Origin of the sequence: Dactylosporangium sp. CA-092794, from assembly GCF_050948465.1 — a bacterium.
Lineage (GTDB): Bacteria > Actinomycetota > Actinomycetes > Mycobacteriales > Micromonosporaceae > Dactylosporangium.
In genome coordinates, this window is record NZ_CP192044.1 from 3,589,890 (window position 1) to 3,616,192 (window position 26,303).

35 protein-coding genes are annotated in these 26,303 nt (G+C 69.2%); 30 read left to right on the plus strand and 5 right to left on the minus strand.

Annotated elements, in window-relative coordinates:
• Positions 1 to 228 precede the first annotated feature (228 nt).
• Together ACQPXD_RS15345 and ACQPXD_RS15350 are read left to right on the plus strand one after the other, a co-directional pair.
• A complete protein-coding gene (locus tag ACQPXD_RS15345) occupies positions 229 to 708 on the plus strand; it encodes a hypothetical protein (protein ID WP_432838876.1) in 480 nt (159 codons plus the stop codon).
• Between the two features lie 155 nt (positions 709 to 863).
• Entirely contained in the window at positions 864 to 1,283 is a 420-nt protein-coding gene (locus ACQPXD_RS15350) for a hypothetical protein (protein ID WP_432838878.1), read from the plus strand.
• Positions 1,284 to 1,691: 408 nt separating this feature from the next.
• Here the strand turns inward: ACQPXD_RS15350 and ACQPXD_RS15355 are convergent, their stop codons facing one another.
• Positions 1,692 to 1,904 (minus strand): hypothetical protein, encoded by a 213-nt coding sequence (locus tag ACQPXD_RS15355; protein WP_432838880.1) that lies wholly within the window; start codon positions 1,902 to 1,904, stop codon positions 1,692 to 1,694.
• 832 nt (positions 1,905 to 2,736) lie between these two features.
• On the opposite strand from ACQPXD_RS15355, the gene ACQPXD_RS15360 reads away from it, so the two are divergent.
• Positions 2,737 to 3,876 carry a protein kinase family protein gene (locus tag ACQPXD_RS15360; protein WP_432838882.1) on the plus strand — a complete coding sequence of 380 codons (1,140 nt, stop codon included), beginning with the start codon at positions 2,737 to 2,739 and terminating at the stop codon, positions 3,874 to 3,876.
• A 246-nt stretch (positions 3,877 to 4,122) separates the two neighbouring features.
• On the opposite strand, the gene ACQPXD_RS15365 is transcribed toward ACQPXD_RS15360, so the two are convergent.
• From ACQPXD_RS15365 to ACQPXD_RS15380, 4 genes are all read right to left on the minus strand, one after another.
• On the minus strand, positions 4,123 to 5,028 hold the full coding sequence (locus ACQPXD_RS15365) for a DUF4231 domain-containing protein (RefSeq protein WP_432838884.1): 906 nt from the start codon (positions 5,026 to 5,028) through the stop codon (positions 4,123 to 4,125).
• A 310-nt stretch (positions 5,029 to 5,338) separates the two neighbouring features.
• Positions 5,339 to 6,274 (minus strand): NAD-dependent epimerase/dehydratase family protein, encoded by a 936-nt coding sequence (locus tag ACQPXD_RS15370; protein WP_432838885.1) that lies wholly within the window; start codon positions 6,272 to 6,274, stop codon positions 5,339 to 5,341.
• Position 6,275: 1 nt separating this feature from the next.
• Positions 6,276 to 7,763 carry an XRE family transcriptional regulator gene (locus tag ACQPXD_RS15375; RefSeq protein WP_432838887.1) on the minus strand — a complete coding sequence of 496 codons (1,488 nt, stop codon included), beginning with the start codon at positions 7,761 to 7,763 and terminating at the stop codon, positions 6,276 to 6,278.
• 167 nt (positions 7,764 to 7,930) lie between these two features.
• Positions 7,931 to 8,173 carry a hypothetical protein gene (locus tag ACQPXD_RS15380; protein WP_432838889.1) on the minus strand — a complete coding sequence of 81 codons (243 nt, stop codon included), beginning with the start codon at positions 8,171 to 8,173 and terminating at the stop codon, positions 7,931 to 7,933.
• Between the two features lie 718 nt (positions 8,174 to 8,891).
• On the opposite strand from ACQPXD_RS15380, the gene ACQPXD_RS15385 reads away from it, so the two are divergent.
• The 27 genes from ACQPXD_RS15385 (at position 8,892) to ACQPXD_RS15515 (ending at position 26,256) form a co-directional block, all read left to right on the plus strand.
• Positions 8,892 to 9,140: a DUF6284 family protein gene (locus ACQPXD_RS15385; protein ID WP_432838891.1), complete on the plus strand. Its 249-nt coding sequence runs from the start codon at positions 8,892 to 8,894 to the stop codon at positions 9,138 to 9,140.
• Between the two features lie 82 nt (positions 9,141 to 9,222).
• Positions 9,223 to 9,555: a hypothetical protein gene (locus tag ACQPXD_RS15390; protein WP_432838893.1), complete on the plus strand. Its 333-nt coding sequence runs from the start codon at positions 9,223 to 9,225 to the stop codon at positions 9,553 to 9,555.
• Positions 9,552 to 10,238, plus strand: a complete 687-nt coding sequence (locus ACQPXD_RS15395; RefSeq protein WP_432838895.1) for a DUF4097 family beta strand repeat-containing protein — start codon at positions 9,552 to 9,554, stop codon at positions 10,236 to 10,238. The genes ACQPXD_RS15390 and ACQPXD_RS15395 overlap by 4 nt, the downstream gene beginning before the upstream one ends.
• Before the next feature lie 25 nt (positions 10,239 to 10,263).
• Positions 10,264 to 10,587, plus strand: coding sequence for a hypothetical protein (locus tag ACQPXD_RS15400; RefSeq protein ID WP_432838897.1), 324 nt, complete (start codon positions 10,264 to 10,266; stop codon positions 10,585 to 10,587).
• Positions 10,584 to 11,636 carry a hypothetical protein gene (locus tag ACQPXD_RS15405; RefSeq protein WP_432838899.1) on the plus strand — a complete coding sequence of 351 codons (1,053 nt, stop codon included), beginning with the start codon at positions 10,584 to 10,586 and terminating at the stop codon, positions 11,634 to 11,636. Before ACQPXD_RS15400 ends, ACQPXD_RS15405 begins: the two co-directional genes overlap by 4 nt.
• Positions 11,637 to 11,718: 82 nt before the next feature.
• Positions 11,719 to 11,976 carry a hypothetical protein gene (locus ACQPXD_RS15410; RefSeq protein WP_432838901.1) on the plus strand — a complete coding sequence of 86 codons (258 nt, stop codon included), beginning with the start codon at positions 11,719 to 11,721 and terminating at the stop codon, positions 11,974 to 11,976.
• An 86-nt stretch (positions 11,977 to 12,062) separates the two neighbouring features.
• Positions 12,063 to 13,757 carry a type IV secretory system conjugative DNA transfer family protein gene (locus tag ACQPXD_RS15415; protein WP_432838903.1) on the plus strand — a complete coding sequence of 565 codons (1,695 nt, stop codon included), beginning with the start codon at positions 12,063 to 12,065 and terminating at the stop codon, positions 13,755 to 13,757.
• Complete coding sequence (locus ACQPXD_RS15420) at positions 13,754 to 13,954, plus strand: hypothetical protein (protein WP_432838905.1); 201 nt, start codon at positions 13,754 to 13,756, stop codon at positions 13,952 to 13,954. Before ACQPXD_RS15415 ends, ACQPXD_RS15420 begins: the two co-directional genes overlap by 4 nt.
• Positions 13,951 to 14,136 carry a hypothetical protein gene (locus ACQPXD_RS15425; RefSeq protein WP_432838907.1) on the plus strand — a complete coding sequence of 62 codons (186 nt, stop codon included), beginning with the start codon at positions 13,951 to 13,953 and terminating at the stop codon, positions 14,134 to 14,136. The genes ACQPXD_RS15420 and ACQPXD_RS15425 overlap by 4 nt, the downstream gene beginning before the upstream one ends.
• The gene (locus tag ACQPXD_RS15430) at positions 14,133 to 14,315 is read left to right on the plus strand and encodes a hypothetical protein (RefSeq protein ID WP_432838909.1); all 183 of its coding nucleotides are present in this window, start codon (positions 14,133 to 14,135) and stop codon (positions 14,313 to 14,315) included. Before ACQPXD_RS15425 ends, ACQPXD_RS15430 begins: the two co-directional genes overlap by 4 nt.
• A 6-nt stretch (positions 14,316 to 14,321) precedes the next feature.
• Positions 14,322 to 14,609, plus strand: a complete 288-nt coding sequence (locus tag ACQPXD_RS15435; protein WP_432838911.1) for a hypothetical protein — start codon at positions 14,322 to 14,324, stop codon at positions 14,607 to 14,609.
• Between the two features lie 3 nt (positions 14,610 to 14,612).
• Complete coding sequence (locus tag ACQPXD_RS15440) at positions 14,613 to 14,780, plus strand: hypothetical protein (protein WP_432838913.1); 168 nt, start codon at positions 14,613 to 14,615, stop codon at positions 14,778 to 14,780.
• An 8-nt stretch (positions 14,781 to 14,788) separates the two neighbouring features.
• A complete protein-coding gene (locus ACQPXD_RS15445) occupies positions 14,789 to 15,064 on the plus strand; it encodes a hypothetical protein (RefSeq protein ID WP_432838915.1) in 276 nt (91 codons plus the stop codon).
• A complete protein-coding gene (locus ACQPXD_RS15450; protein WP_432838917.1) occupies positions 15,061 to 15,630 on the plus strand; it encodes a hypothetical protein in 570 nt (189 codons plus the stop codon). Before ACQPXD_RS15445 ends, ACQPXD_RS15450 begins: the two co-directional genes overlap by 4 nt.
• Before the next feature lie 9 nt (positions 15,631 to 15,639).
• Positions 15,640 to 15,798 (plus strand): hypothetical protein, encoded by a 159-nt coding sequence (locus ACQPXD_RS15455; RefSeq protein ID WP_432838919.1) that lies wholly within the window; start codon positions 15,640 to 15,642, stop codon positions 15,796 to 15,798.
• A 91-nt stretch (positions 15,799 to 15,889) separates the two neighbouring features.
• Positions 15,890 to 16,594 carry a hypothetical protein gene (locus tag ACQPXD_RS15460; RefSeq protein ID WP_432838921.1) on the plus strand — a complete coding sequence of 235 codons (705 nt, stop codon included), beginning with the start codon at positions 15,890 to 15,892 and terminating at the stop codon, positions 16,592 to 16,594.
• Between the two features lie 77 nt (positions 16,595 to 16,671).
• Positions 16,672 to 18,870: a cell division protein FtsK gene (locus ACQPXD_RS15465; RefSeq protein ID WP_432838923.1), complete on the plus strand. Its 2,199-nt coding sequence runs from the start codon at positions 16,672 to 16,674 to the stop codon at positions 18,868 to 18,870.
• 138 nt (positions 18,871 to 19,008) lie between these two features.
• On the plus strand, positions 19,009 to 19,287 hold the full coding sequence (locus ACQPXD_RS15470; RefSeq protein ID WP_432838925.1) for a hypothetical protein: 279 nt from the start codon (positions 19,009 to 19,011) through the stop codon (positions 19,285 to 19,287).
• The gene (locus tag ACQPXD_RS15475; protein ID WP_432838927.1) at positions 19,284 to 19,604 is read left to right on the plus strand and encodes a hypothetical protein; all 321 of its coding nucleotides are present in this window, start codon (positions 19,284 to 19,286) and stop codon (positions 19,602 to 19,604) included. Before ACQPXD_RS15470 ends, ACQPXD_RS15475 begins: the two co-directional genes overlap by 4 nt.
• Complete coding sequence (locus ACQPXD_RS15480) at positions 19,601 to 19,909, plus strand: DUF4326 domain-containing protein (RefSeq protein ID WP_432838929.1); 309 nt, start codon at positions 19,601 to 19,603, stop codon at positions 19,907 to 19,909. Before ACQPXD_RS15475 ends, ACQPXD_RS15480 begins: the two co-directional genes overlap by 4 nt.
• On the plus strand, positions 19,909 to 20,727 hold the full coding sequence (locus tag ACQPXD_RS15485) for a phosphoadenosine phosphosulfate reductase (RefSeq protein WP_432843850.1): 819 nt from the start codon (positions 19,909 to 19,911) through the stop codon (positions 20,725 to 20,727). The genes ACQPXD_RS15480 and ACQPXD_RS15485 overlap by 1 nt, the downstream gene beginning before the upstream one ends.
• A gap of 95 nt (positions 20,728 to 20,822) precedes the next feature.
• Complete coding sequence (locus ACQPXD_RS15490) at positions 20,823 to 21,296, plus strand: single-stranded DNA-binding protein (protein ID WP_432838931.1); 474 nt, start codon at positions 20,823 to 20,825, stop codon at positions 21,294 to 21,296.
• Positions 21,297 to 21,539: 243 nt separating this feature from the next.
• Positions 21,540 to 22,532: a bifunctional DNA primase/polymerase gene (locus ACQPXD_RS15495; RefSeq protein WP_432838933.1), complete on the plus strand. Its 993-nt coding sequence runs from the start codon at positions 21,540 to 21,542 to the stop codon at positions 22,530 to 22,532.
• Between the two features lie 92 nt (positions 22,533 to 22,624).
• The gene (locus ACQPXD_RS15500; RefSeq protein WP_432838935.1) at positions 22,625 to 24,190 is read left to right on the plus strand and encodes a hypothetical protein; all 1,566 of its coding nucleotides are present in this window, start codon (positions 22,625 to 22,627) and stop codon (positions 24,188 to 24,190) included.
• Positions 24,191 to 24,656: 466 nt separating this feature from the next.
• Entirely contained in the window at positions 24,657 to 24,830 is a 174-nt protein-coding gene (locus tag ACQPXD_RS15505; RefSeq protein ID WP_432838937.1) for a hypothetical protein, read from the plus strand.
• Positions 24,827 to 25,051: a helix-turn-helix transcriptional regulator gene (locus ACQPXD_RS15510; protein WP_432838939.1), complete on the plus strand. Its 225-nt coding sequence runs from the start codon at positions 24,827 to 24,829 to the stop codon at positions 25,049 to 25,051. The genes ACQPXD_RS15505 and ACQPXD_RS15510 overlap by 4 nt, the downstream gene beginning before the upstream one ends.
• Positions 25,051 to 26,256, plus strand: a complete 1,206-nt coding sequence (locus ACQPXD_RS15515) for a tyrosine-type recombinase/integrase (protein ID WP_432843852.1) — start codon at positions 25,051 to 25,053, stop codon at positions 26,254 to 26,256. Before ACQPXD_RS15510 ends, ACQPXD_RS15515 begins: the two co-directional genes overlap by 1 nt.
• Positions 26,257 to 26,303: the final 47 nt, after the last annotated feature.

Consider the following 26,303-nt stretch of genomic DNA (forward strand, 5'->3'; position numbering starts at 1 on the left):
GCTCGGTTGGCCCGTCGAGCCGGCATGCGTGCACGCGGTCTATTGGTCGTGGCGGTGTGGGTATGGCGCTGGTGACGGTGTGCCGGCGCACGCGGCGATGGCGGCTGCGGCCCCGTCCCGCCCGGACGAGGCACGCGGCGGCGATCCACGACCGACAGGCCCGTCTCTTCGGCGACCTCGGGCAACTGACCGTGGGCCGGCTGTGGGTTGCGGTGGTCGGGTTCGGCGGTGTCCGCAGCATCCTGGTCCGAGGGGCCGGCCCGCATCGGCGTAGGTGCGCTGCTGCTCGTCGATGCTGACGTGGTCGACGAGACGAACCTGCCGCGGCTCGTCGCGGCCGAGTTCGACGACGTGGGCAACCCAAGATGGTGCCCGCGGTCCGCAACGCCCGCCGCCAACCCTGCCATCGAGCTGACCGTCACCGCCGACGACCACAAGGCGTACTACCCCGGCGCCACCCCCGTCCACATCCGCATCACCGGCGACCGCACCACCGGTCGGCTCCTCGGTGCACAGCTGCTCGGCCACCACGGCGCCGAGATCGCCAAACGCGTCGACACCTACGCCACCGCCATCAGCTACGACGCCACCGTCGCCGACATCACCGACCTCGACCTGTCCTACACCCCACCACTCGGCAGCCCCTGGGACGCCGTCCAAATCGCCGCCACCGCCTGGCACCGGACCGTCCTGGAACCAGCGGCCTGACCGGCTGGACCCCAACAACCGGCAACGCGGAAAGGACAGGCCGGTCATGGCCACCGTCGCACTCACCGCGATCATCGCCGGTCTGCTGACCGCAGTCGCCACCCTGCTCACCGTCGGATTTCTCAACCGCCGAGGCGAGGCTGATCACCGTCGAGGTGTATGCGGACGCCGTACTCCCGGCCGTCACCGTCACCGTCACCGTCAGCGGCGGACCTGATGGACCAGCACCCGCAGATGTCCCAGACCCACGCGTCGCGGTGATTGAGATCCGCAGCGCCGGCCACGCGTCCATCCCCGCCGCCGATGTGCATGTGCCGCTGACTGTCACCCTCACCGGCCGGCAGGTCATTAGCGCCGACATCGTTGACGCCGAACCGTGCTCGGTCATACGACTGATCGCCGATCACGGCCCGTTGCACCACGAAGGCGGCACCATCACCCTGCCGCCAATCCCGATGAACCCCGCCGACGAAATACGCCTGGTTGCACTACTGTCGGGCGCCCAGGCGGGCATTACCTGCGACGGCCACATCCACGGCGCCCGCATCAGCCGCGTCGTCGGCAACGGAGCGTAAGGGTCCCCACGGGCTGCCGAAGTTGGGTGTGGCGGCGAGCCGCACCTCAGGTTGCAGTGTTCTGAAATCCAAGCTCAGCTGAACAACCAGCTGAGAGAGCACCCCCAGCTCAGCCTTCGAGCGCCCTCAAGCGACGCAGAACCTCGTCAGAGCCGAGCGCCTGGGTGATGGCGCGCAGACTCCAGCGCCTGCGTCGGTCGCGCCGGCCCTCGGGGAGCACACGGCGGAGATACTCGCAGGCATTGGCTACTCGTCGAGCCAGATCAATCGGTTGTATCAGAGTAGCGCCGTGGCGTGACGCCGCCGGATGGGCGGCTCGCATCCGAGGTAAATGTGCGCCTGCCGGTAACTCGTGGCGGTGCCCGGCGGGAGCACCACCGTCAGTGCGTAGGTGGCCCTGGGGTGGGCCTATGTCGCTTGGTACCGGGCGGCCAGCATGCCGATGACCTGCTGCAGGCCGCCGATGAGCGCTACGGTTCGGCTGATGCGGTCATCGGCGATGGTGATGCAGAGGCGCTCCAGGGTGTGGGTTTCGTGGCAGCGAGTGTACGTCGGGTGCGGCTCCAGCACGCGGGTGGACTTGCGGAGCTGCCCCGTCCAGAGCCCGCTGAGGGCGCTCATCTCGGTTCGGGTGCACAACGTCCTGGCCGCGTCTGCCCGACGGGCACGCCCGCGCACTCATCGACGCCTGCCTCAAGATCGCCGTCCAACGGCGGCGAACAGGGCGCGACTGGAAACGCAGCGGCGCCGGGCGTTTTCGATGAACCGATCCCTGGGCGGTCCGCCGTGGTTCGATCTAGACTGATTATCACGTTTGACCGGTTCGTGCCTGGAGTCCGATCAGAGCGATTGCCGGCCGGTCTGCGCAGGTCCCGTTGGCTAAAGAATCGACCTCAACAGATGGATCGCGTGTCGCTGGGCTTGTCAAAAGGAGGGGTTTTCGGGGGGTGCTCCGAGAGTCAACTCGCAAACGTAAATGCGGCGACCGCATTTCTGCTGGCCACCGCATTCTCTGTGTCGGGACGGCGGGATTTGAACCCACGACCCCTTGACCCCCAGGCCATTGATGCCGGACTTTCCGCACGTCGAGCACGGTATAGCCATGATCAGGACGTGTTCATGGGCGCACGTTGTCCGCCATCGCGCATTACGTGTGGTCCCCAAGTGGTCCCCAGCACGAGTGACAGGTGTGGGCCCGCAGTTCGGGCCGCATACGACTTTGGCGTGATCGGGGGGGCGTAGGGGCGGTTACGTCGATCGGTCAGGCGGGACGGTTGGCTGTGTGGAGGGGCGCCGGTGGAGTGCGGCGGCCAATTATGCCCTATCTAGAGGCGTCCGCACCGGTACGATCTCGGCGACCCCCCTGACGGCTTCTGTGGAGTGGCAAGAGAGGCTGGTGTGTGACGCGATGCCTGATGAAGCAATGACTCCCTCGGATCTTATGCTAGAAGACTTGAAAGAGAAGTATGCCTCTTGGGATGTATCAAAACCATTCTTGCGGCTCTACAATGACGAACAACTTGGGCACATGTTCGCTGTCCTTCATGAGCAGCTAAATACGCACTTTGAAAGTATCAACGACCGCGCAAGAAGCACTCACCACTATTGGGCGAACAATAGTCGCGACCTCATTGCTCTTATCGACGAACTGAATGGTATTCTCCAAGGTCTTAAGCATGTAGGCGTTGAGGTGGCGCTCGACGAGAGATATGGGCAGGCAATAGAGAGGTGCAATCCATGGCTTTCAAGCAGTGGAGGTAGCACGGTTCCTGACGATTTTCAGCAAATCATCGTCGTCAAGTATGAGCCGGTCTTCACTCGGCTGGGACGAACTGTGGCACTGAAGAAGCGACAGGCGGCGGTGAAGTTGAAGATGGAAGGGGAAGGCTCCTATGCTATTGTCTATTCCTACGTTGATCCGGACTACGGCATCAAGTTCGCAATAAAGCGAGCCAGGCGGGGGATCGCTGAGCGAGACCTTATGCGGTTCAAACAAGAGTTCGACATTATGAAACGGCTGAGCTTTCCGTACGTACTTGAGGTCTACCAGTATGATCAGGAGCAGAACGAGTATCGAATGGAGTACTGCGACGCGACGCTGAGGACCTTTATGGCTCGGCGCAACAGCAACCTGTCGTTCAACTCTAGGAAGCGCATAGCGCTCCAGTTTCTCTATGGAATCAACTATGTACACGGGCAGCGGTTGCTGCATCGCGATATCAGTCTCCAGAATGTGCTTCTTAAGGTGTATGAAAGCGGTGCGGTACTGGTGAAACTTTCGGACTTTGGCCTAGTTAAGGAAGAATCCTCCAAGTTCACTCGGACTCAAACCGAGATGCGCGGGACTATTCGCGATCCGCTTCTGCACGACTTCAAGAGCTATTCGGTGCAGAACGAAATGTATTCGATTGGCTGGATATTGGCCTACATCTTCACTGGTCGAGAATCCCTGAAAGTGGCAGACGACGAAGTTGGTCGGATCGTACGCAAATGTACGACGACCCACAACATTTCGGAGCGGTATCAGACTGTGCGCCAGGTCATTTCGGACGTAGAGCGGCTTGATTCGCCTGCCACGGATTCACCGGCCTGACCGCGGCGCAGCGGCCCGAAGGGCCGACTCCTTTGGTGTGAACGCCCTGCTAGGGCGGCTGGAAATGCCGGATCCCGTTGCGGCGCAGCGTTTTGGGTCTGCATGAGTTCGTGACTGTGCGTGGCCGTTCCTCCCGGTAGCCCCCCTGTTCGACCCCTGGGGGCGAGGGGCGGAGCAGAGGGCCGGACCGTGCCGATCGGATATGACATTTCTGCCCCACCGAGTTGTCTCGATGCCCCGTCGCTGTTATTCCTCACGCTTGATGTCGGAAGGCTGGTCGAGTTGTTGCTGACGTTTATTCTGCTCGTCACGTAGCTTCTCGACACATTCGGCGAATGATGAATAAGCGTCCTTTTCGTTCAAGCCCCTATATCTTCCGACCCGCAACTCGACTGCCTCATACTCCCGCTCTATGGAGTCTGCAGTTTGTTGGGCACTAGAACTTCGCTCATGAAATTTGAAGTAGCCAGCAAAGCCGGCCGCAAGACCTACGGCCGCAGTTACACCAACGGCATACCACCTCGTAACGCTGTATGAAACGGATGCTGTTGTGACGGTCGAGGCAGTGACTGATCCTCCGATGATGACGACTTGAAGGCGATTGTGGATTCGGCGATTCCGATTCGCCTCTTCTCGATACTGGGATATTATGTCGGGTGCGTCGTCTCGGTAGCGCTTCTGATGGGAAAGCGCCGGATCGCCATCGACATTTGCTGCAGTTTCCGCTTTCTCGGCAAGCTTCCGTCGACGTATCAAGGCTAGTCTCTTGAGGGCGAACTGCAGTTCTCTGGTTCGCTTATACTGTCGGTATGTAAGCACCGAGGCCAGTATGGTCGAACCAAAGAATATCGTGTACAAATACGGCGCCAGACGCATTCCAGATTTGGAGATATTGGCAGCGGCGGCGATCGGAGTAAAGTTAGCAAGAATGGCCAGTACGAGCAGAATAAGATTCCCGGCGAATAGCCACAGACGCCCAATTCGCTGCCACAATAGTCGGTAATGAAGTCTTTCCTCAACGTCGGCTATCCGGCCCTGCACGTAGTCATAGTGCCACTCGGGGTTCTGGTCATCCGCTATGACCCTCTTCCACTCATCATCATCGATGAGAGTAGAGATTTGGGGATTTGACCCAGGTTTCCGGCGTGCCATCGAATTACCGTACGTCGATGCTTTGTGACGTTAGGTAAAGGGGTCACATAGTTGACATTCGTTCGTCGGGGCACCTGGGGATGTGGTATCATCGACGCTTTACTTGGCGGCGGATTACGAAGTCTGTGACGTTGCGCCGCTATCGGTATAATCCGTGGTTGGGCCCTGCGGGGCAGGCTGTAACAGAGGGGCGGTCAATGCGCCCTCTGCTCTAGCCGTTTCGTGTCGTCGAGACATTCGGGGACAGCCGCGATCAAGCTGACCCTGGCAAAGGCAAAGGTCAGGGGACGTTGAGGGACAGTAGGGACAGCTACGTCCAGGCGTTCCATGCGTCGGCGATAATCTCGTCCAGTGCCGAGTGGCGTGGTGTCCAGCCGAGATCACGTGCGGCAAGCGTGACGTCGGCGACCAGGTGCTGAGCTTCCGGCTGCGGAGGGTTCCTCCTGACTGGCACTGCCCGTCCGGACGCCATCTGCGCGGCCTCGATGATCTCCGCAACGCTGACCCCGTGACCGCTCGCGATGTTGTACGTCCGACTCTCCCCGACGCGCGTCGCGTTGAGCGCGCTCAGGACGGCTGAGGCCGCGTCCCGGACGTGGACAAAGTCGCGTACCGCCGATCCGGTGCCGTTGAGCGTCACGTGCTCCAGTTGGCCGGTGATTGCCCGGAAGACATTTGGGATGATGCGAGCCGTGTCGATGTCGCCGTGGCCGTCGACCGCACCCGCGAGGTTGAAGCAGCGCAGGGTGACTGCGCCGATAGCGCCCGTGGCGGCATAGGCCCGCACGAGGTCTTCGGCAGCGGCCTTCGACGCACCGTATGGGCTGTTGGGCCGGGGTGCCAGGTCCTCGCTCAGCGCGCCGTCGTAGTTCGCGCCGTACACCACATGAGATGAGGCGAAGACGAACCGCGCGGGCGGCCGATCGTGCTTGACCGCGTCAAGGGCCATCAGCAGGTTCAGTGTGCCGGCCGTGTTGACGTCCCAGTACGTGAGGGGGTCCGCGAACGACTCGCGGCCCTGCGCGACCGCGGCGAGGTGGCACACCCCCTCGAACTGCTCGGCCTTCACGATCTCGGCGACCCGCTTACGGTCCCGGATGTCGCCCTCGGCCAGTTCGGCGCCCGCCGGTGGTTTGGCGTCGGCTCGGCCGCGTGTCATCACGACGACGTCGTGCCCTGCGGCCTGGAGTTCGAGCATGGTTGCATGCCCGAGGTAACCGAGTCCGCCGGTGACCAGTACCCGCACGTCAGTTCCTCCCAAGGATGGTTTGGCGGTGCTGCCAGGCCAGTTCGAGACATCCTGCGGCAGCCGGCGCGAGCCGACCGCCGCTGATCAGCTCATCTAGCACGTGCCGGGTGAACGGCAGCGCCGACGTCGGCTGAACCTTGCCAGTCTTCACCACGACACCTTCGTCGTTGCTGTCGACCATGTCGGCGAACAGCCGGTCATACGTCTCCCCCTCGTAGACGGCCACCGTCAGCAGCTCGCCATAGAGGGTGAGTGCGTCAAGCGCGACGCCCATGCAGTACACGCGAACTTGCCCGGCGGCACGGGCCGCCTCGAACGAGGCGAGCGGCTCGGCGGCGTAGTCGGCGGGGTTGCCGTCGCCGCCGTGTTCGGCGTTGCCGAGGAACTCTTCGCTGTACTCACGCATGATGTTGCGCCACAGGTCGAAGTCGGCGACCTGAGCGGCGGGCAGGATGCTGGAGGGCTGGAAGACGCCTGCGGGCATGATGTGCAGCATGCCGCCAGCCACGGCGACGTTGCCCGCACCACGGTTGTGCAGCACGAACGTGGCTCCGTCTGCGTCGATACGGATGGTCAGGGTGTCGGTCGACGGGACCAACCCGCGGCGAGCGAGGTCGAACGGATCGCCGAGGTACCTGCGGAACGTCAGTCCGCGCCAAGATGCGATCGCGATCCGGTCGCCTTCGCCGGTCACGTGCTGCGCGGCCATCTCGTGCGCGAGTGCCTCTGCGGTGTCAACCATGCCGAAGTACGTCGACATACCGAACCTCAGCGCTGCGTCAGTCCGGCCCCAGTCCACGCCGGTTAGGCGCCACGCGATCCGGTTGTCGAACAGCCGCGGGTGGTCGACGTCTCGGATTGCTTGGCTGTACCTCGCATACCGGCGTTCCTCGCTTGCCAGTGGCCGGGTCGCGGCGCTGGCGTCCTCAGTCCCGGTCACAACGGGTTCAGCGGCCGACGCGTCAAGAGCGATGCTGAATGCGGCGAGGTCCTTGGGGGTGTCCGGCAGCCAGCCCGGCGGCGCAATGAGGCCCGTCGCGCCGATGCGGAAGGTCTCGTCGTAGAGGCGGGCGGCCTCCCTCGCGAGCGCGACCCGGTGCGCGTTAAGTGCCCGGCGGATAGCGCGCCACTGTCCTTGGCTGTCGAGGACCCGCCGCGGCACGTCGGGTTGACCGTCGTCGGTGCGGATCACCAAGACGTCCGCAGCCCTGGGGTGTGACGGGCTGGCGACACGCGCCCGGGTGAGGCCGAGTTCCGCGACGGACACTCCGAAGTGCTCAGCAAGTAGCTTGCGGTAGAAGGGCGTCGCCCCGGTGATGCCGCGCTCCCACCGGCTGACCTGGTTGGCCGTGATGGCGATTGGCCTACCGTGCTTCGCGCCCAAGTCGTTCAGCGCGTCGGCGACGTCCTGCTGTGTTTCGCCGGCGCCCTCGCGCAGGTTGTACAGCACGAGATTGGGCGTTGCGTCTGCCGCGCTCGACGCCACTTGGTACCTCCCCGCGAGTGTCGATCTGTCCGATGTGACGCCGGATGCCTAGCAGATGCCTACCCGCTGGCGAGCTGCGGCCGAATGGTAGCCGTTCAATGTCTGCCGCCTGGCTGGTGTGCTTGACGCATGACGAACTTCGGCAAGTTGAGGCGTCAGGAACGGCACTACGAGGCGCCGGCCGACCGTTTCGGACCAGGTGGCGCGGGCGGGATGCCGTGGTCACGGGCGACCTTGCGGATGTAGGCGCCGGTGAAGGGCGACAGCCGCTCGACCTCGGTTGGGCTGACGCCAGCCTGAAGTGCCGCTACAACCGCGGCGATGGCCTGCTGGCGAGCCTGTTCGTGGTTGGCCTCGGTGGTCTTGTACCGCCTGGTAGCGGTCGCTAGGGCCTCTCGTACGTCGGTCACGAACCGGATCATACCGCAACTGACTTGCGCAACACGCTGTTGTTCCGATACCGTGTTGCGCAACAGGAAATCGCATCTCTGAATTGCAATACCGCCCGAAAGGCGGCCTAAGCGGGCGGTGCGGAGGCCCCGGAACGGCGGCACGTGGTTGCCGTACGCCGTGCATATCTGTGCCCGCATGTTGGTTGAGAATTCAACAGAGGCAGCGTTCGACCGGTCTGCACAGTGAACGGTCAGGAGCCCTACCCGGGCCGCTGGGAAGCGGCATGCGGGCGGTTCTAGCAACACAGCGTGGCGAGATCCGTGCGCGACGGAATCCTGCGATGACGCCTGGTAGGTCCCGGGTGAGCGGGCGAGCAAGACCGGCGAGCCGCGCTGAATGCGTTGTGCCGTAAGGGTTTCGGCTCTTGCGGTGTCCGCCCTGCTGTGTCGAGGCGGTGTGTGGCATCGGCCGGGACGCCTGTTCGTAGGTGTCCCGGCCGCCTTTCTGCTGGTCCTGACTTGGGGAGGCGTTCCGGTGCTGACTTTGAAGCTTTCCGCGGTTGTCCGCGTGTCGGCCAGGGGCAACGCGGTCTGGCGTGAGTGCGCCGGCTGCGGGTTCCTGGCTCCTTTGGCCCCGAACGAGTCCCGCTGCCGGGAGTGCCCGGCGTCCGGCAGTGGTGGGCGCCGCCGCTGCGCGGCGCCGGCCCGGCCGGTGTCTGGAAGGAACTGAAACGACGTGGAGCACGACGAAGACGATTTCGACAGTCTGGAGCCGTCCGCGGCGCAGCTGGCCGAGATCGAGGATGAGGAACCGCTGCTGGCGGCCGAGCTGGAGTTGCTGGACGTGCAGCTGATGCTGTTGTCCGGACGCGGGCCGGTGGATGCGGTTACGGCGCTGCGGTTGCAGCGTGCTCGCGCGGCGGTGGTCCGCGAAACCTGCGAGTGGTGGCGCCTTCGGTACAACGCGCGGCGCAGTGTGGCCTGAAGGCCCGGCGCTGCAACCCCCTTGTCTTTCCGCGCTCGCCGCTGGTGGGCGCGGCTGTTCGTCTGCCCTGAGGAGGGCTGTCATGAGGTTCAATCACCCGGCCGATCTGGCCAGGGCGGTGCATGCCTTGGCTGATGACCTGGCGGCGTTGCCGCCGTTCGACTTGCTGCCGGATCTGGTCGTGAGTTTCGGTATCCAGGCGCTGGCTGGCGGCGGGGTGCAGGTCGAGCGGGTCGCGGCGGTCGACGCGTTGCTGTTTGCGCTGTTCGGCGTGGACGGTGCGTTGGAGCGCGGGCCTGACGGGTCGTGGCGCTACGCGTCGCCGGCCGCGGCTGGCGAGCACCACACCGGTATGCGGGTGTCGGTGTCCACGCCGGTGGCGGCGCCGGTTGCCCGTCTGGCGGTGGCGGCGTGACGGCCCCGGCGGCCCGCATCTACACGGCGTCCGCGGCCGGGCCGCTGATGCTGGAGCTGCGGCTGTCGGCGGGGTCGGTCCGGGTGGTCGTGGAGGACCGCGACCGCGCTGAGGTCACGTTGACCAGCCCGACCCCCACGGTGCTTGAGCGGGTTCGGTTCGCCGAGTCCTACCAGCGGCTCAAGGTGCACGTGCCCGACCCGCCGCCGCTGGCCGGCGGGACGGTGCAGGTCACCGGCGGGCACGTCGGGATCGTGGCTGGTGTGGTCTACGGCGACGTCTTCGTGGGCGGTGGCCGGGTGGATCCGCAGCGCCGTCGCCGGGCCGGCCGCGGCGAGATCGGCGTGGATGTCCGGTTGCCGCTGCACAGTTCGGTGTTCGTTGAGACGGTGGCCGCGCCGGTGACGTGCACGGGCGCGCTGCTCACCGCCACCGTGCACACGACGTCCGGCGCGATCCGCCTGGACACGGTGGCCGGTCCGCAGCTGTACAGCGTCTCCGGGGCCGTCACGATCGCCAACCTGATCGGCATTGGCGCCATTGAGACCGTCTCCGGTGACATCACCGTCACCGCGACCGCCCCGACCGAACTCAACGCCCAGTCCGTGGACGGTGACATCCGCGCGGCCGGTCCGATCCGGCTGACCGCGCGCACGGTGTCCGGCCGCGTCATCACCTACTGATCTTTGTGACCTGGGGAGGTTCACCATGTACGCCATAACCCCCGAATTGGCCGCGGCCGAACTGCACGCGCTCGCCGACGCGGTGCGGGCCGCGGGCGTGGACAAGGTCCGCGTCTACCTCAGCATCGGCCCGGATATGTTCGCGGATGAGCCCGAGCGGATCGCGGTCGTGGACCGGCTCGCCGAGGCGTTCGGCCTGACCGCCGAGACCGTGGATGACGGCGGCTGGCACCGTATCGCGGTCCGCCGCGACGGCGGGTTCACGCTGCGGGTCGACACGAACGTGTCGGCGCCTCAGCGGTGCGTCTGCGGCGCGGCGTGCGAGCACACCGAGGCGGTGCCGGCATGAGCACCACGACGGCCGCGGATCTCGACGCGGACTTGGCTCGCACGGTCCGCAACACCGGCTACCTGCGTCAGCTGTTCTATGTGGTGGTGCTGCTGGTCGCGTTGACCGGGCAGGTGATCGGCGCGCATGAGGCGCTGGGTCTGCCGGTGGCGTTCGCGATCCCGGCGGTGGCCGCGTTGGAGTTGGGCGGCATTGTGGTGCTGTCCAATGCCGACGTGCGGCGGCGGCTCGGCGAGCGGGCGACCGCATCCCGGGTGCTGTCCGGGGCGATCGCTGCGGGTGCGGTGTCGTTCAACTGGCTGGCCCACGACAACAAGCTCCTTGCCGGGTTCTTCGCGGGCATGTCCGCGTTGGGCTACCTGGTGTGGCTGATGCACACCGAGAACCAGCGCCGTGACCGGCTGCGGGCCACCGGCGATCTGCCGCCGACCACGCCCGCGTACGAGCTGGTCGGTCACTGGCTGCGCCACCCGGCGTTGACCCTGCGGGCGAAGTCGTTGGCCAAGGCTACGCCGGGGCTGGGCCTGTACGGGTCCCTCGGCGCGGCCCGGGATGAGGTCCGCCGGGAGCGGCAGCACGCGGCGATCGCCAAGGTGCTGCACCGCAAGATCCGGGCCGTGGTCGACCCGGTGACCGCGGACATCGCCACCGCCACCTACGACCTCGGCGAGGTCGCCGCCCGGCTCACCGCGACCGCGGACTACGACGGACTGACCGCGCTGATCGCCGCCGACCTCGTGCCGCAGCGGCTCGCGCCGGCAGCCACCACCGCGGAGGCGCCCGCGCCCGAGGCGCCCGAGGTAGCCGAGCCCGAGGCGCCCGCCGCCGATGAGACGGTCGCGGAGGCCGCCGGTCAGGGCGCGGCGAAGCGGCAGGCCGCGAAGCGGCAGCCGTCCGCGGCCGATCGGGTCGCCCGGGCGGTGGCGAAGAACCCCACGGCCACCGCCGCGCAGATCGCGGGCCGGCTCAAGCTCTCTGAGCGCACGGTGCAGCGGCACATGCGTGCCAGCGCCGCCCCCACCGCGGCGCCTGCCCTGCACGTCGCCTGATCACGTCCGGCGCGCGGCTGTCTGGCCTAGGAACCGTGGCCGCGCGCCGGCCCCCTTCCACCACGAACCGGAGGAACCCCTGGTGGGAAAGAAGATCGTCAACGTGGCCACGTCGGGCTACACGCCGCTCATGGTCGGGGTGATCGGCCCGGAGACCGCAGACGAGCGTGCCTCGCTCGCCGAGCGGGCCGAGCGTGCGGACGGCCTGTCCGGTGAGCGGACGGAGTCCAGGAACATCCGCGCTGGTAACGCCCATGTCGGCCGGCAGGTCGACGTGTGGGACGGCGACCTTTACATCGGCCTCGGCGACGCGCACGACCAGCACGACGACAGCTTTTAGTCCCGTCCGGCGCGCGGCCGTCTGGCCTAGGAACCGTGGCCGCGCGCCGGCCCCCCGCTCGCCTTGTGACAGGAGGAACGCCACTCATGGCGCGCACACGTACCATCCATCCTCGCCTGTTCGGCGCTGGGCTGGTCGCCACGGCGACCGGTTGGGCGCTCACGCAGGCACCGGACGCCACGAACGCGGCCGGTTACGGCTACGCGCTCGGCGTGGCCGGTGTGGCGACCGCCGCCGGCACCGTCTACCACCGCTTCCGGGGCGGCGCCGCGGGCAGTAACCGGTTGATCGGCCGGTGGGACCGCAACAGCACCCGCAACGGCGGGACCGCCTCGCGGTGGCAGATCCTGACCACGTCGTCGCGGTGGGCGATGTACCGCCGGGCCGCGGTGCTGCGCCCGTCGCTGCGTGACGCCGGCTGGTGGCAGCGGTGGCGTACCCCGGCGCTGTCCTACGCGACGCCGCTGTGCACGGTGGGCCGGCACACGGTGTGGACCTCGTGTGAGGAGTCCACGCTGCGGATCGGCATCCCGGGCACCGGCAAGACCGCCGAACTGGCCTGCCGGGTGATCGACGCCCCGGGCGGGGCGCTGGTCGCCTCGACCGCCGCCGACCTCTACGAGCTCACCGCCCAGTTGCGGGCGCGGCGCGGGCCGGTCACGGTGTTCAACCCGGGCGGGATCGGCGGGGTCGCCTCGACGCTGCGGTGGTCGCCCCTGGCCGGGTGTGGCGACCCGGCGACCGCGGCCCGGCGGGCGGCCGACCTGATCGGCCCTACGGGTAGCGAGGAGGGCGAGCGGTGGAACATCCACGCCCGCCGCGCCCTGTCGGTGTTCCTGCACGCCGCCGCGCTCGGCGGCTACCGCATCCGGGACATTCAGCGGTGGGTCGCCAACCCGGACGGCGCCGGCGGCCAGGTCGTGGCCGCGCTCGCTGCGTCGCCGAACGCGGCGGAGATGCTGCTGGTGGCGGAGCAGACGTTGCGGATGACGGCCCGCACCCGCGACGGCGTGATGCTCGCCCTGGCCCCGGCCGTGGCGTGGGTGACCCACCCGGCCGCCGCCGCGTGCGGCGACGCCGACCCGGCCGCCGCCGACACGCTCGTAGCGGACCTCACCGACCGGGCGGGGACGCTGTACCTGCTGGGCGATGAGGACGGCACGGTCGGGCCGCTGGTCGCCGCGCTGACCGCGGAGATCGTGCACCGCGCCCGCGCGACCGCGGCGGCCCGCCCCGGCGGGCGGCTCGACCCGGGGTTGGCGTTGGTGCTGGATGAGGTGGCGCTGATCTGCCCGACCCCGCTCGACCGGTGGATGGCCGAACTGCGCAAGCGTTCGATCGTGGTGCACGCCGCCTGCCAGGGTCTGGGGCAGTTGCGGCAGCGGTGGGGCGTGGACGGCGCGGCGATGATCCTCAACGCTGCCGCGGCCGTGCTGGTCTTCGGCGGCTGCAAGGACCCCCGCGATCTGGCCGCGTTCACCGATCTGGCCGGGGAGCGCGACGTCACCACGACCACCCGCGACGCGGACGGGCGGGTCAGCTCGAGCACGACCCGGCGGGCGCCGGTCATCTCCGCGGCGATGCTGGCCGGGCTGCCCAACCACCGGGCCATGCTGATCCGGCGTGGGATGCCGGTCGCGCTCGCGGCGACGCCGATCGTGTGGCGGCGCCGTGACGTGCGCCGCGCCCTGGCCGGGCGGACGCGGACGGCCCGCGCTGCCGCCTGGACGGTGCGCACCGTGCGCCGCGCGGTGCGGGCGCGGGCGGAGGTGGCGGCGTGAACCTGCGGGCGCAGCTGTCGCAGCTGGTCACCGAGTACACCGAACTGACCTACCCCAGCGACGCCGAACGGGCCGCGCTCACCGAAGCGCAGGCTGAAGACCGCGAGGTCCGCGCGATCAACGCCGCCTGCCGCATCGCCGACATGCTCATCGGCAGCGACCTGATCGCCGAGGACGACGACGGAGACGAGCCGTGAGCCGCCGGTGGGACCGTCAGCCGGAGACCGACGCTGACCGGCGGTTCTTCGACCTGCGCGAGTCGGGATACACGGGCTGGATCGACCAGGACGGCTACGCGGTCGAGGGGCCGACGTTCATGCACACCTCACCCGACGCTGCCGTCTGGACGGCAGACGCCGCAGATGGGGACGAGTGGTGAGCGCTGCGGACCGGGTGGAGGAGATCCGGTTCCGGCAGTGGCTACGCACGGTGGAAACGCTGCCGGCCGACGTGCCCGGCGACGACCGGTGGAACTTCCGCACCGCCGCTGCCGCGTGGGATGCCGTCACCGCCCCGCTGCCGGCCGTGGACACGGCCGATGACGCGGACGGGTGGTGACCGGTCGTGACCCCTGACCCGGTGACGCTGCCCGGCTGCGACAACGCCGATCTGCTGGTGCAGGTCGAGCTGCACCAGCAGGAGCCGGACTGCTCAACGGCCACGCTGCGGGTGCAGCCCTGGCAGGAGCGCCATGACGGCACCGTACCGGCGGACATCTACGCCAATGACGACTGGCTCAGCCTCGACCGGGCTGGCCTGGCCGCGTTGCGGGACCTGACCGATCAGGCCATCGCCCGCATCGACGCGCACACGGCCGCGGTACAGGCCGCGGACGACGCGGACGGGTGGTAGGCGGTGGCCGTCCGCGTGCCCACCGCCTACCAGACCGGTCCGGACAACGAGGTCCGGTCGGTCATCGCACCGGAAACCGTTGCCGCACCGCCGGATCGGTGGCTGCTGGCGCCGGAAACCGTTGCCGAACAACACGATCAGGACAACGACGACGACACGGACGGGATGTGACACCAGACATGACCGGCCCTCGGTCGATCGGGGACTGGCCGCTGACCGCGGACCAGACCCGGCTGCACGACGAACTGTCCACCCTCGCCGGCTGGACCGGCGCCGACCCGCATCACTTGCTCGACGACGCCGACGCGTCGGCCGCGGACAAGGCCGCGGTCGCCGAGGTGTTCGGCGGCCCCGGTTCCGGCAGCCGCTACCAGGCCATCACCGCCGCGGTCGCCGAGGCCCGCGGCGAGCACACCACCGACCACGCCAGCGACGACGACACGGACGGGATGTGACCACAGTGCACGCCGACAGGCAGTATCTGCTCAACCTCGCGGACCGGTGCGAGCGGGGCGCGGCCGAACTCGACGCCGAGGCGGCCGACCCGCGCGGGATGCTCACCGACCGCGGCTACAACCCCGACAGCTACGACCTCGACGCGATGACCGTGCAGAAGACCGCCGCGGCCGGCACCGCCCGCGCCTACGCCGAGTACCTGCGCAGCCTAGCCTGCACCGGCACCGGTCCGGTGCCGGACGGCATGATCCGGCAGGCCGAGACGGTCGCCGACGCGGCCAACCTCGGCGGCATCCTCATCGACGGTCGCCCAACGGCTGAGGCGACGGCCACCGCGCCCAACGCGCACATCTGGCACGCGGCGGACAAGAACGCGTGGGAAGCCGGGACGCACCCGACCCAAACCAAGGCCGCCGCCGTCGACGGCACCGGCGCGTTCGTGCACATCGCCGACGAGGGTCAGGTGCCGTTCTGGCACCTCGGCCACACCGACCAGACCCACCCGCAGGCCATGGCCGAACCGGCAGCACAGGCCGACAACGCCGACGACGCGGACGGGATGTGAACCCACCCCATGACTAGCCCCTACGACCTCGGCCCGGCGCTGCGTGCGCTCTACGACGACGCGTTGCACCGCGCGGATTGGGACGTCGCACACACCCGTGACGACGAGGACCGCGACGACGACGATCCGGCGGACGCGCCGGCCCACGACGACGCCGACACGTTCTGATCCTGCCCGGCGCGCGGCTGTCTGGCCTAGGAACCGTGGCCGCGCGCCGGCCCCCTGCACGACAGCGCCCACGTACGGAGGAATCCCGGGTATGACCCACCCCACCCTGACCCGCCCCGGCCACACCAGCGACCGCACCGCCGCGCTGGAGGCGATCGTGCTCGGCCTCGCCGCCGGGCACCCCGACACGACCCGGCAGGCGGTGGCCCAACTCGGGCCGGTCCTGCGCGGTGTCTACGACCAGGGCGACACGGCGTGGCAGGCCGGGGCCGCGGCCGATTTCCTGGCCGCGACCCTGTACGCCAGTCCCCGCTTCTACCTGCGCCTGCACGCCCACGCGGTCGGCGCCCGCGACAGTGACCTGCACACCCACAAGGGCACCGTCTCCTCGACCGTGCTGTGCGGGGACCTGGTCAACATCACCGCGGCGCCGGCCTTCACCCCGGCGTCGCAGGCGGGTGCGCTGGACGTGTGGCAGTGCGGCTGCCTCGCGGACGGCAGCCACACGCAGCAGCGCACCGGCGTCCGCGCGGTGATCGACCCGCAGGAGGTCAGCCACGACCGGTTGACGGCCGGGCAGGGCTTCACCGTGGCGCCCGGCGACTACCACCGGCTGACGATCAGCCCCGACCCCGCCGCGCCCACGGTCACGCTGTGCCTGTTCGAGTGGGCCGACCCGGACGCGCCGGACGCGTTCGTGCTCACCGGCCGGCCGACGCCGGTCGTCGCCGACCGGGACATGACGACCGCCGCCGCCCGCGCCGCGGTGCGGCAGCTGCTCGACACCTCGTACTGATCCTGCCCGGCGCGCGGCTGTCTGGCCTAGGAACCGTGGCCGCGCGCCGGCCCCCTCACGGTGGAGGAACCCCCATCATGTCAACCGAACCGCACGGTGGCGAGGGCCAGGGTGTCGACAGCGTGTCGACACCCGCACCGGACGCTGCTGTGGTCGACCTGTCCGCGGCGCGGGCGCGCCGCGCCGGCACCGACCCGCCCGGCCGCGCCGATGCTGTCGGGCACGGTGTCGACAGCACGGGCGCGGCCGGGCACTACGACGTGCCGCTTGACGAGGAGTCGCAGCCCGGCGGGGCGCTGGTCGACCCGCCCCCGACCGGGCGGGCGGGTCGGCAGCCGATCATCCCGATCCGGCTGCTGGGCTGGCAGAACTTCAAGGCCACCCTGCGCGATATCGGCGCCGAGGTGCTGCACCGCGGCGCGTACCACGCGGTCCGTACCCCGTGGTACGCCGCGCAGGCCGGGTTCTGGTCGGTGGTCGGCGTGGTCCGGCTGGCCGGCCGGCAACTGCGGTGGTGGTGGCTGTCGGAGCAGTACGGGCTGCGGCAGGCCGCCGCGGACGCCAACGACCCGCAGACCTGGTACAAGCTGCACCGCGAGGTCAAGGCCACCCGCGCCTGGCGCGGCATCGTCCTGGCCGCCGAGGTCGCCGCGCTCGCCATCGGCGGGCCGGTCGCCTACGCCCTGGCCCCGTGGTGGGTGGTCGGGCTCGCCGCGGCCGGTGCGGTGTGCGGGCTGGCCCGCCTCGGCCGGCCCGAGGACCGGCCGATCCTGCGCCCGGCGGTGGTCGCCGGCCGGTACCGGCGGGTCAACCCGGACATCATCCTGCGCGCCTACTACGCCGCCGGGCTGGGCCACCCGGACAAGGCGCACCTGCAAATCAGCTTCGGGTCGACCATGGCCCGTGACCACAGCGGTACCGGCTCGCAGGTGGTCATCGACCTGCCCTACGGCAAGACGTGGGAGGACGTGCTCAAGGCCAAGGGCGCGATCGCCTCGGGTCTGGACGTGTCGGTCAACCAGGTGTTCCTCACCCGCGACCCGTCTTCGCACCGGCGGCACCTGCTGTTCGTCGCCGACCGCGACCCTCTCGCCGTCCCGGCCGGGCGGACGCCGCTGCTGGACGGCAAGGTCCGCGACATCTGGACCGAGGCGCCGTTGGGGCTGGACGAGCGCGGTCGGAAGGTCGGGCTGCTGCTGATGTGGATCAGCGTGCTGATCGGCGCGCAGCCGCGCAAGGGCAAGACGTTCTTCACGCGGGCCTTGGCGTTGTTCGCGGCGCTGGACCCGTACACGGTGCTGCTGGTCGTGGACGGCAAGATGTCCGCCGACTGGGACAAGTTCCGGCTCGTGGCGCACCGCTACGTGTGTGGGGTGGTGCCCAACAGCCGCGACAACGACCCGATCATGCACATGCTCGACATGCTGCGCGAGGCCAAGCAGCACATCGAGCACGTGAACGACTTCCTGGCGAAGCTGCCGACCGCCGAGTGTCCCGAGGGGAAGATCACCCGGGAGCTGTCGCGGAAGTACCCGCTGCTGCGGGTGTGGGTGCTGGTCATGGAGGAGTTCCAGAACTACTTCGAGACCGACGACCAGGACGTCAACAAGGAGATCGCCGCCCTGCTGTCGTTCATCAAGGCGGTCGGCCCGTCGGCCGGGGTGGTCGTGCTGTCGAGCTCGCAGAAGCCGTCCGGGGTCGGCGCCGGTGACGTGCAGCGGCTGTTCAACCGCTACCGAGACAACCACGATGTTCGGTTCGCGCTCAAGTGCGGCAACCGCATCGTGTCCGAGGCGATCCTCGGCGGTGACGCCTACGCCGAGGGCTACGACGCGTCGTCGCTGCCCAACGGGCCGCAGTACCGCGGGGTCGGCATCCTCTACGGCGCCTCGGATGACACGAAGGTCGTGCGCACGTACCTGGCCGACCACACCGACGCCGAGCGGATCCTCCACGCGGCGCGCCGGCACCGCGAGGCGGCCGGCACCCTGTCCGGGTTCGCCGCCGGTGAGGTCGTCGCCCGCGAGGTGCGCGACACCCTCGCCGACGTCCGGTCGGTGTTCCACCGCGATGAGCCCGGCCTGCACTGGGAGCACATCGCCGCCCGGCTCGCCGAGCGGTACCCGGAGCACTACGCCGACATCACGCCCGCCGCGGCCTCGGCGCTGCTCCGCGAGCATGTACGCAGCGTGCAGGTGAAGGTCGCCGGGATCAATCGGCAGGGCATCCGAATTGCCCTGATTGACGACGCGATCGCCAACCGCAAGACCAGCTGAGCGGGTAGCGGTGGTGCCCCTACCGGGTAGCACCGCTGCTACCCCTGCCGCTACCGCCCTGGCCAGCCCCTACCCGGCCCGGTAGCGGGTATCGCCGGGCGCCCCACCACCCCGGAAACCGGCCCTGGAGGCATCGTCGTGCCCACGTTCGCCGCTACCGCTACCCACGATCCGGCCGTCACTGGCCTGTTTGTCGTCGCCTTGATCGTTGTCACGTTCGGTTACGCGGTGGCGTGCTGGCTCTGGCCGTTTACGGCCTGCCGCCGATGCCACGGCACCGGCAAACGCCGCGCCCTGTTTGGCGGCCCCGCGTTCGGGCTGTGCCGCCGCTGCGACGGCACCGGCCGCCGGCTGCGGCCCGGCCGCCGCGTCATCAACTACCTGCGCACCACCCGCGGAAGGGACACCAACCGATGAACCCCGTCGCCCGCCGCGCACCGGCCGCGGCCGCCCGGCACGACCCGCGCCGGCACACCGCATGGTGCGCCCGCGGCCACCTGTGCAACCTGCGCGAGCACCGCGCCGAACCCCTCATCGTCGCCGTGCCCGGCCTCGGCCGGGCCACCCTCACCCGTGTGCGTGGCGCGGACGGCCGCGAACACGCCGAGGTCCGGCTTTCCGTCGCCCTCGCCGAGGACGAGGCGTGCGCCCGCGTGCAGTTGCTCGGCATCGCCCGCGACCTCAAGACGCTGATCGAGCGGGCCACCCACGCCGGGCAGCGGCGGGCGGCATGAACACGCCGCAGCGCATCCAGCGCCGCCGCACCCGCGGATGGCGGATGCCGCCCGGCGTGGTCTACGTCGGGCGGCCCGGCCCGTTCGGCAACCCGTTGCCCACCGCCGAGCGGTTCGCGCTGTTCCTCAGCGACCGCCGGTATCGCCGCTTCGCGCACCTGCTGTGGCCGGGCATCACCTATCCCAGCGACGCCGAGATCCGGCGCGTGTTGGCCGGCAAGACCCTCGCGTGCTGGTGTCCGCTGGACCGGCCCTGCCATGCCGATGTGCTGCTGCGCCTGGCCGCGCAGACGGAGGGATCGTGATGGGCCTGCGGGCGATCAGCTACGGCGGCGGTGTCCAGTCCACGGCGCTGCTGGTGTTGGCCGCTACCGGGCGGATCGACTTTCCGGTGTTCCTGTTTGCCAACGTGGGTGACGATTCGGAAGATCCGGCGACCTTGGCCTACCTCGACCGGTACGCCAAGCCGTACGCCGCCGCGCACGGTGTCGAGCTGCATGAGCTGCGCCGGGTACGCCGCGACCGGACCGTGGAGACACTGTTCGGCCGGCTGACCCGGCCCGGGTCGCGGTCACTGCCGATCCCGGTGCGGATGTCCAACGGCGCGCCCGGCACGCGCGGGTGCACGGCGGACTTCAAAATCAAGGTGATCGGGCGGTGGCTCAAGGCGCACGGCGCTAGCAAGGCGGCCCCCGCGGTCGTCGGCATCGGGATCAGCCTGGACGAGATCGAGCGGGTCAACGCCCGCCGCGCGATGCCGTACGAGCAGCCGGTGTATCCGCTGCTGGACCACGATCCGCCGCTCCGGCGCATCGACTGCCAACGCATCATCCGCGCCGCGGGACTGCCGATCCCGCCCAAGTCCGCGTGCTGGTTCTGCCCGATGCATCGGCCCTCGACCTGGGCCGAGATGCGCCGGGACCGCCCCGACCTATTCGAGCGCTCCTGCGTGCTGGAAGACCTCCTCAACGAGCGGCGCGCCGAGCTGGGACGAGACCCGGTGTACCTCACCCGGTTCAACCGGCCGCTGTCGGCCGCGGTCAGCGCCGCGCAGGCCACCCTGCCCGGCCTCGACCACGCCGACGACGGCGGCTACTGCGACAACGGCGCCTGCTTCACCTGACCTGCTGGCCCCGCCGGGACGGCGGGGCGAATGCCAGCACACCCGCGCCGGCCCGCGGGCCGCGCAACCCCTCGACATCTGAAAGGACGCTGACCGTGGCATCCAACGAGACCCCGCTGACGGTGATCGGCAATCTGACCGACGACCCGGAGTTGCGGTTCACCCCGTCTGGGACGGCCGTGGCGAAGTTCCGGATCGCCTCGACCCCGAGTTACTTCGACAAGGCCAGCAACACGTGGAAGGACGGGGAGGCGCTGTTCCTGTCGTGCACCGCGTGGCGGCAGATGGCCGAGAACGTCGCCGAGTCGCTGTCCCGCGGCGCGCGGGTGATCGTGTCTGGCCGGCTGCGTTCCCGCACGTTCACCGACCGCAGCGAGCAGAAGCGGACCGTGTTCGAGCTGGAGGTGGACGAGGTCGGCCCGTCGCTGCGCTACGCCACCGCGAAGGTCGCCAAGCTCGCCCGCCACCACGGCGATGACGCGTGGGCGTCTGCGTCCCGGTCGCGGCCGGCCGACGACCAGGGCGACCACCGCGCCGGCTTCCCCGGCGACGACGAGCCGCCGTTCTAGCCCGAGAGCGAGCCGGGCGTGATGAACGCAGTCATCGACGGGCACGGCCAGTGGATCGCCGCGAGCAAGGCGCTCGGCCGGGCCGTGCCCGTCGATGGACCGTACCCACACATCTGCGGCCGGGTCGTCGCCGCTGAGCACACCGCCAGCGGACGGCCGATCCGGCTGCACCGCCGAGCCTGCGCCGCTTGTACGGAGCCGGACGACAGCCGCGCAGGCCAGATCGAACCGGAGATGCCCAAGATGGAACTTCGTGCTGATTCTCAGGCGTTGCTGCGCAACGCGTTGGCGTTCGCCGAGCGTGGCTGGCACATCTTCCCGCTGCGGCCGGATGACCGGCCCGGCGATGAGGACAACGCCAAGCGGCCCGCGTTCCCGGCCCGGTGCACCGCCGAGCACTGCGACCGCAGCGATCCGCGCTGCCGGGCGGCTGGCCGGCACGTCGGGTGGGAGGAACGCGCCACCACGGACCCGGACCGCATCCGCCGTGCGTGGTCTCGAGCCCCGTACAACATCGGCATTGCCTGCGGCCCGTCCGGGCTGCTGGTCATTGACCTGGATCGGCCCAAGCCGCATACGGTACGCCCGCCACGCTGGGACCTGCCCGGGGTGACGGACGGGTTCGACGTGCTCGCCACCGTCTGCACCGAGGCCGGTCAGCCGCTGCCGACCGAGACCTACACGGTGAGCACCGGCCGCGGCGGCACACACCTGTACTTCCGCCAACCCGCCGACGTGCAGCTACGCAACACCGGCGGGCAGCAGGGCAACGGCCTCGGCTGGCTGATCGACACCCGCGGCCACGGCGGCTACGTCGTCGCCTCCGGCAGCACCGTGAACGGACAGCCCTACAGCTGCGCCCACGACGCCGACCCGGTGCCGTTGCCCGGCTGGCTGGCCGGGCGGCTGCGACCGGCGCCGCTGCCACCGGTCGGGCCGGTCGTGGTCGCCCTCGGCGCGGGCCGCCGGGCCGTGTTCCTGGACAAGGCAGTCCAGGCCAGCCTCGACGCGATCGCCGCCGCGGTCGACGGGACGCTCAACAGCACCCTGTGGGGCGCGTCTGTAGCACTCGGCCAGCTGGTGGCCGGTGGCGAGCTGGACGAGTCCGCCACCGAGGCGCTGCTGCTGGACGCGGCCGTCCGCGCCGGGCACCCCGCCGCTGGTGCGCGGCGGTCGATCCGGTCCGGGTTCCGCCGCGGCGCGCAACGCCCGCGCCACCTCGACGCCGCCGCATGACCGCATCTCGCGTCAGCGACTCCTGGAAAGGGGGGCCAGCCGATGGCCAGTCTGGGTTACCCGGCCCGACGCCGGGCAGAACGGCCGGCGCGGTGAGCCGCCCGCCGGTGGAGGTCGGGTCTGGGCCGGAGACCATCCGCGCGCTGAAGGCGGCGCTGGTCGACGGGCTACTGCCCGACACGTACGTCTCCGATGGCGCCCTGGTCCACATGGAGGAGGTGTCCGGCGGGCACGCTGCACCCGCGGTGGACGAGGACTCGCCGCTGCCAGTCTCGGCCAGCATCGTCACGCCCGCGCTGCTGGCCGCGCTGCTGGCCGAACACGCCTACGTCTACCGGCACGCACCACGCAAGAACGCGGGCGGTGGCGTCGAGCTGGTGGAGGAGGAGGTGACCCCGCCGCGGGACCGGCTTGCCTCCGTGCTGGCCGGCAAGACCTGGCCGAAAGTCCCCGCGCTGCGCGGGATCATCGGCGCGCCGGTCCTGCGCCGCGACGGCACCCTGTTGCAGCGGCCCGGCTACGACCAGGCCACCGGCCTCTACCTCGCCTCCAAGGTCGACCTGCCGCCGGTACCGGACCGGCCCACCGCCGACCAGGTCGCCACGGCCCGGGACTTCCTACTCAACCGGTTTCTGCGCGACTTCCCATGGGCCGGTCCGGCGGACCGGGCCAACTACGTGGCGCTGCTGGCCACCCCGATCCTGCGGCACTTCACCCGGTCGCTGACCCCGTTCGGGCTGATCGACGCCACTATGCCCGGGTCCGGCAAGTCGATCCTGACCGCCGGACCGGGCATGCTCTACGGCCAGCGGGTCATGCCCTGGTCCTACGCCGACGATGAACTACGCAAGGCGATCACGGCCGTGTTCGCCCAGCAGGTCGGGGTGGTCGTCTGGGACAACCTCGCCGAGGGGACCGTGATCGACTCGCCGACGCTGGCCCTGCTGGTCACCGCCCCGGTGTGGTCGGACCGGCAGCTGGGCGCGTCGCGGAACATCGCCACGGTCAATGACCGGCTGTGGCTGGCCACCGGCAACAACCTGCAGGTCGGCGGTGACATGGCCTCCCGCACCGTGCGGGTGCGGCTCGACCCGGACATGCCCCGCCCGGAACAGCGTGACCAGTCCCAATTTGGCATCCCCCAGTTGGACCAGTGGATCACGATTCCGGCCAACCAGATGACCGTCCTGTATCACCTGCTCGTGCTCGTGCTCGATTGGACCGGTCGCGGCGCGCCCCGGGCCGCCGGGCTGTCGATGCGGCAGTTCACCCCGTGGGCGCAGGCCCTCGGCGGGTTCCTCGCCCACCACGACATTGACGGGTTCCTCACCAACACCGCCGACGTGTACGCCATTGACGAGGACGCGATGCGCTGGCGGGCGTTCCTGGCCTGCTGGCATGGCCTGCACGGCAGCGAGCCGCTGACTGCGGCTGAGATCCGCCGCTCCGGTGAGCCGGTCTTCTTCGGTGGGCAGGAAACCGACCGGTGGGACGGGCAGTTCATCACCACCCACACCGGGCGGATGCCCAACGCCATGGCCCTCGGCCGGCTGCTCACCGGGCAGGCCGGGCGCTGGCGCGGCGACTACGTGGTGCGCTCCGGCACCCACGACCGCGGCGACCGGCGCGTGTTCTGGGTCGAGCACAGCGAACCGTGAACCGGGCCGCACTCCCGAAGAACGCTGAAACACTCTCCGCAAGCCCGCAAGTCCGCAAAAGCACTTGCTGACCTGCGGAAACAGATTGCGGACTTCCGGCAATCAATGAAAGTCGATGTCCGCAAGTCCGCAGCCAACTGCGGAGATCTGGAGTATCTGCGGACTTGCACTCGATGCAAGTTTCTCCAAGTCCGCAGCCATTACCGCAGGTCAACGCCATACTTGCGGACTTGCGGGCTTGCGGAGCGTGTTTCAGCCCCCGTGACAACGCACGCAGCCGGGCTGTTCCCGACCCCGCGTTGTCCAAGCCCGCTCGGAGCCTCTCAGCCCGTTCAACGCTTACGAAGACATTGACGAACGTAAGATCTTGGCTCTGCGGCCCGCACAGCGGGCCGTGAGAGCCTCCGCACCGACGACCCCGGGCGCCACTTGCCGGACGGCGCCCGGTCACCGAAAGGCGCCCACCGTGCGACTCAGGCTCCACGCCACCCCACCGGAAAACGCCGCGATGCTCGCCGCGCTCTCCGAAGTGCTCAACATCCAGACCATCAGCCGGCCCTACCCCGACCGCCCGCCGTCCACGCGCGAACGCATCTACATCGACGCCATGCCCCGCGAGCGGAAGGAATCCGGCCGATGAGCGTCCTTACCCCTGACCCGATCCCGTTCCGCAAGCTCCTCAACACCGAGGAATTGGCGAGCCTGCTGGATGTCGACCCGTCCACGATTCGCCGCTGGCGGACCGCTCAGCCGTTGCAGGGACCACCGTTCATTCAGATCTCGGAACGCGTCACGAAGTACCGCACGGAGGATGTCGACCAGTGGCTCGACAGTCGGCGCGTGGTGCCGAAGGCAGCGTGATGGCGAAAGCACAGACGCCGCCGGTCGGTGTGGAGTTGTCTGCGGACATCGAGCACCGGCCGGACCGGCCCAGCCCGTACCGGGCGCGCGTCCGGTGGACCGATCCGGCGACAGGAAGGCGGCACTCCCGCTCGAAGTCCTTCGAGGAAGAGGATGCGGCACAGCGGTGGATTGACGACATGCGGCAAGCGGCCCGCGGCGGTATCGACCCGACTGCGGCCACGATGCTGCTCAGGGACTACGGCGAGTCCGTGATGACGCTGGCAACCCGCGGCCTGGAGCGCAAGACGCTCGATCCGTACCTCGCCGGATGGCGGAAGCGTGTTATGCCGACCCTCGGCCACCTCCCGGTGCGGACGATCACGAACGGCGCCGTTGACCGGGCCGTGCACGGCTGGATCGCCGACGAATGCGGGCGCTCGACCGTGAAGAACAGCATCGCGATCCTCGTGCGGGTGATGGAGCAGGCCGTTCGGGACGGTCTCCGCGACCGCAACCCGGCGCGGGTCACTGGGTGGCAGCACGAATACAAGCTCGCCGAGGACGAGTTGGACGACCCGCGCTCCCTCGCGCTGCCCGACTGGGAGGCGCTGATCCGGCTCGCCGAGGCGCTCGTGTCCCGCTCGCACGGCCAGCACGCGGGGTGGGGAGAGGTGGTCGTGTTTGCCGCGTGCACCGCCGCCCGTATCGGCGAGGTGTCCGGCGTTCGGGCTGGGGACATCGACCCCGACACGTGGACATGGACCGTGCGCCGGCAGACCACTCCCGGGCCTGGCGGCCTGATCGACAAGGGCACGAAGGGCAAGCGGGCGCGGCAGGTGCCGATCATCCTGGAGGCGCGCGACCTGCTCAAGCCGCGACTCGATGCCGCGAAGACGCCGGACGCCCGGCTGTTCACCGGCCCGCGCGGCGGCCGGATCAGTACGGCGGTGCTGCGCGACGCTACGCACTGGGATGAGGTGGTGGAGGCACTCGGGTTCGAGCACCTACGCCGCCATGACCTGCGGCACACCGGACTGACCTGGCTCGCCGACGCGGGCGTGCCGGTCCACGTCCTGAGGAAGATCGCCGGGCACGGGTCGATCACGACGACGCAGCGCTACCTGCACCCGGATCGCCGTTCGATCGAGGACGCCGGAACGGCGCTGAGTGCCCATCTCGCGGCCCGCCGGTCCCCAAATGGTCCCCAGACACAAGGTGCCTAGATCCACTAGAGGGGTCTGACCATCACAGCAAAAGGGCCGTTGACCTG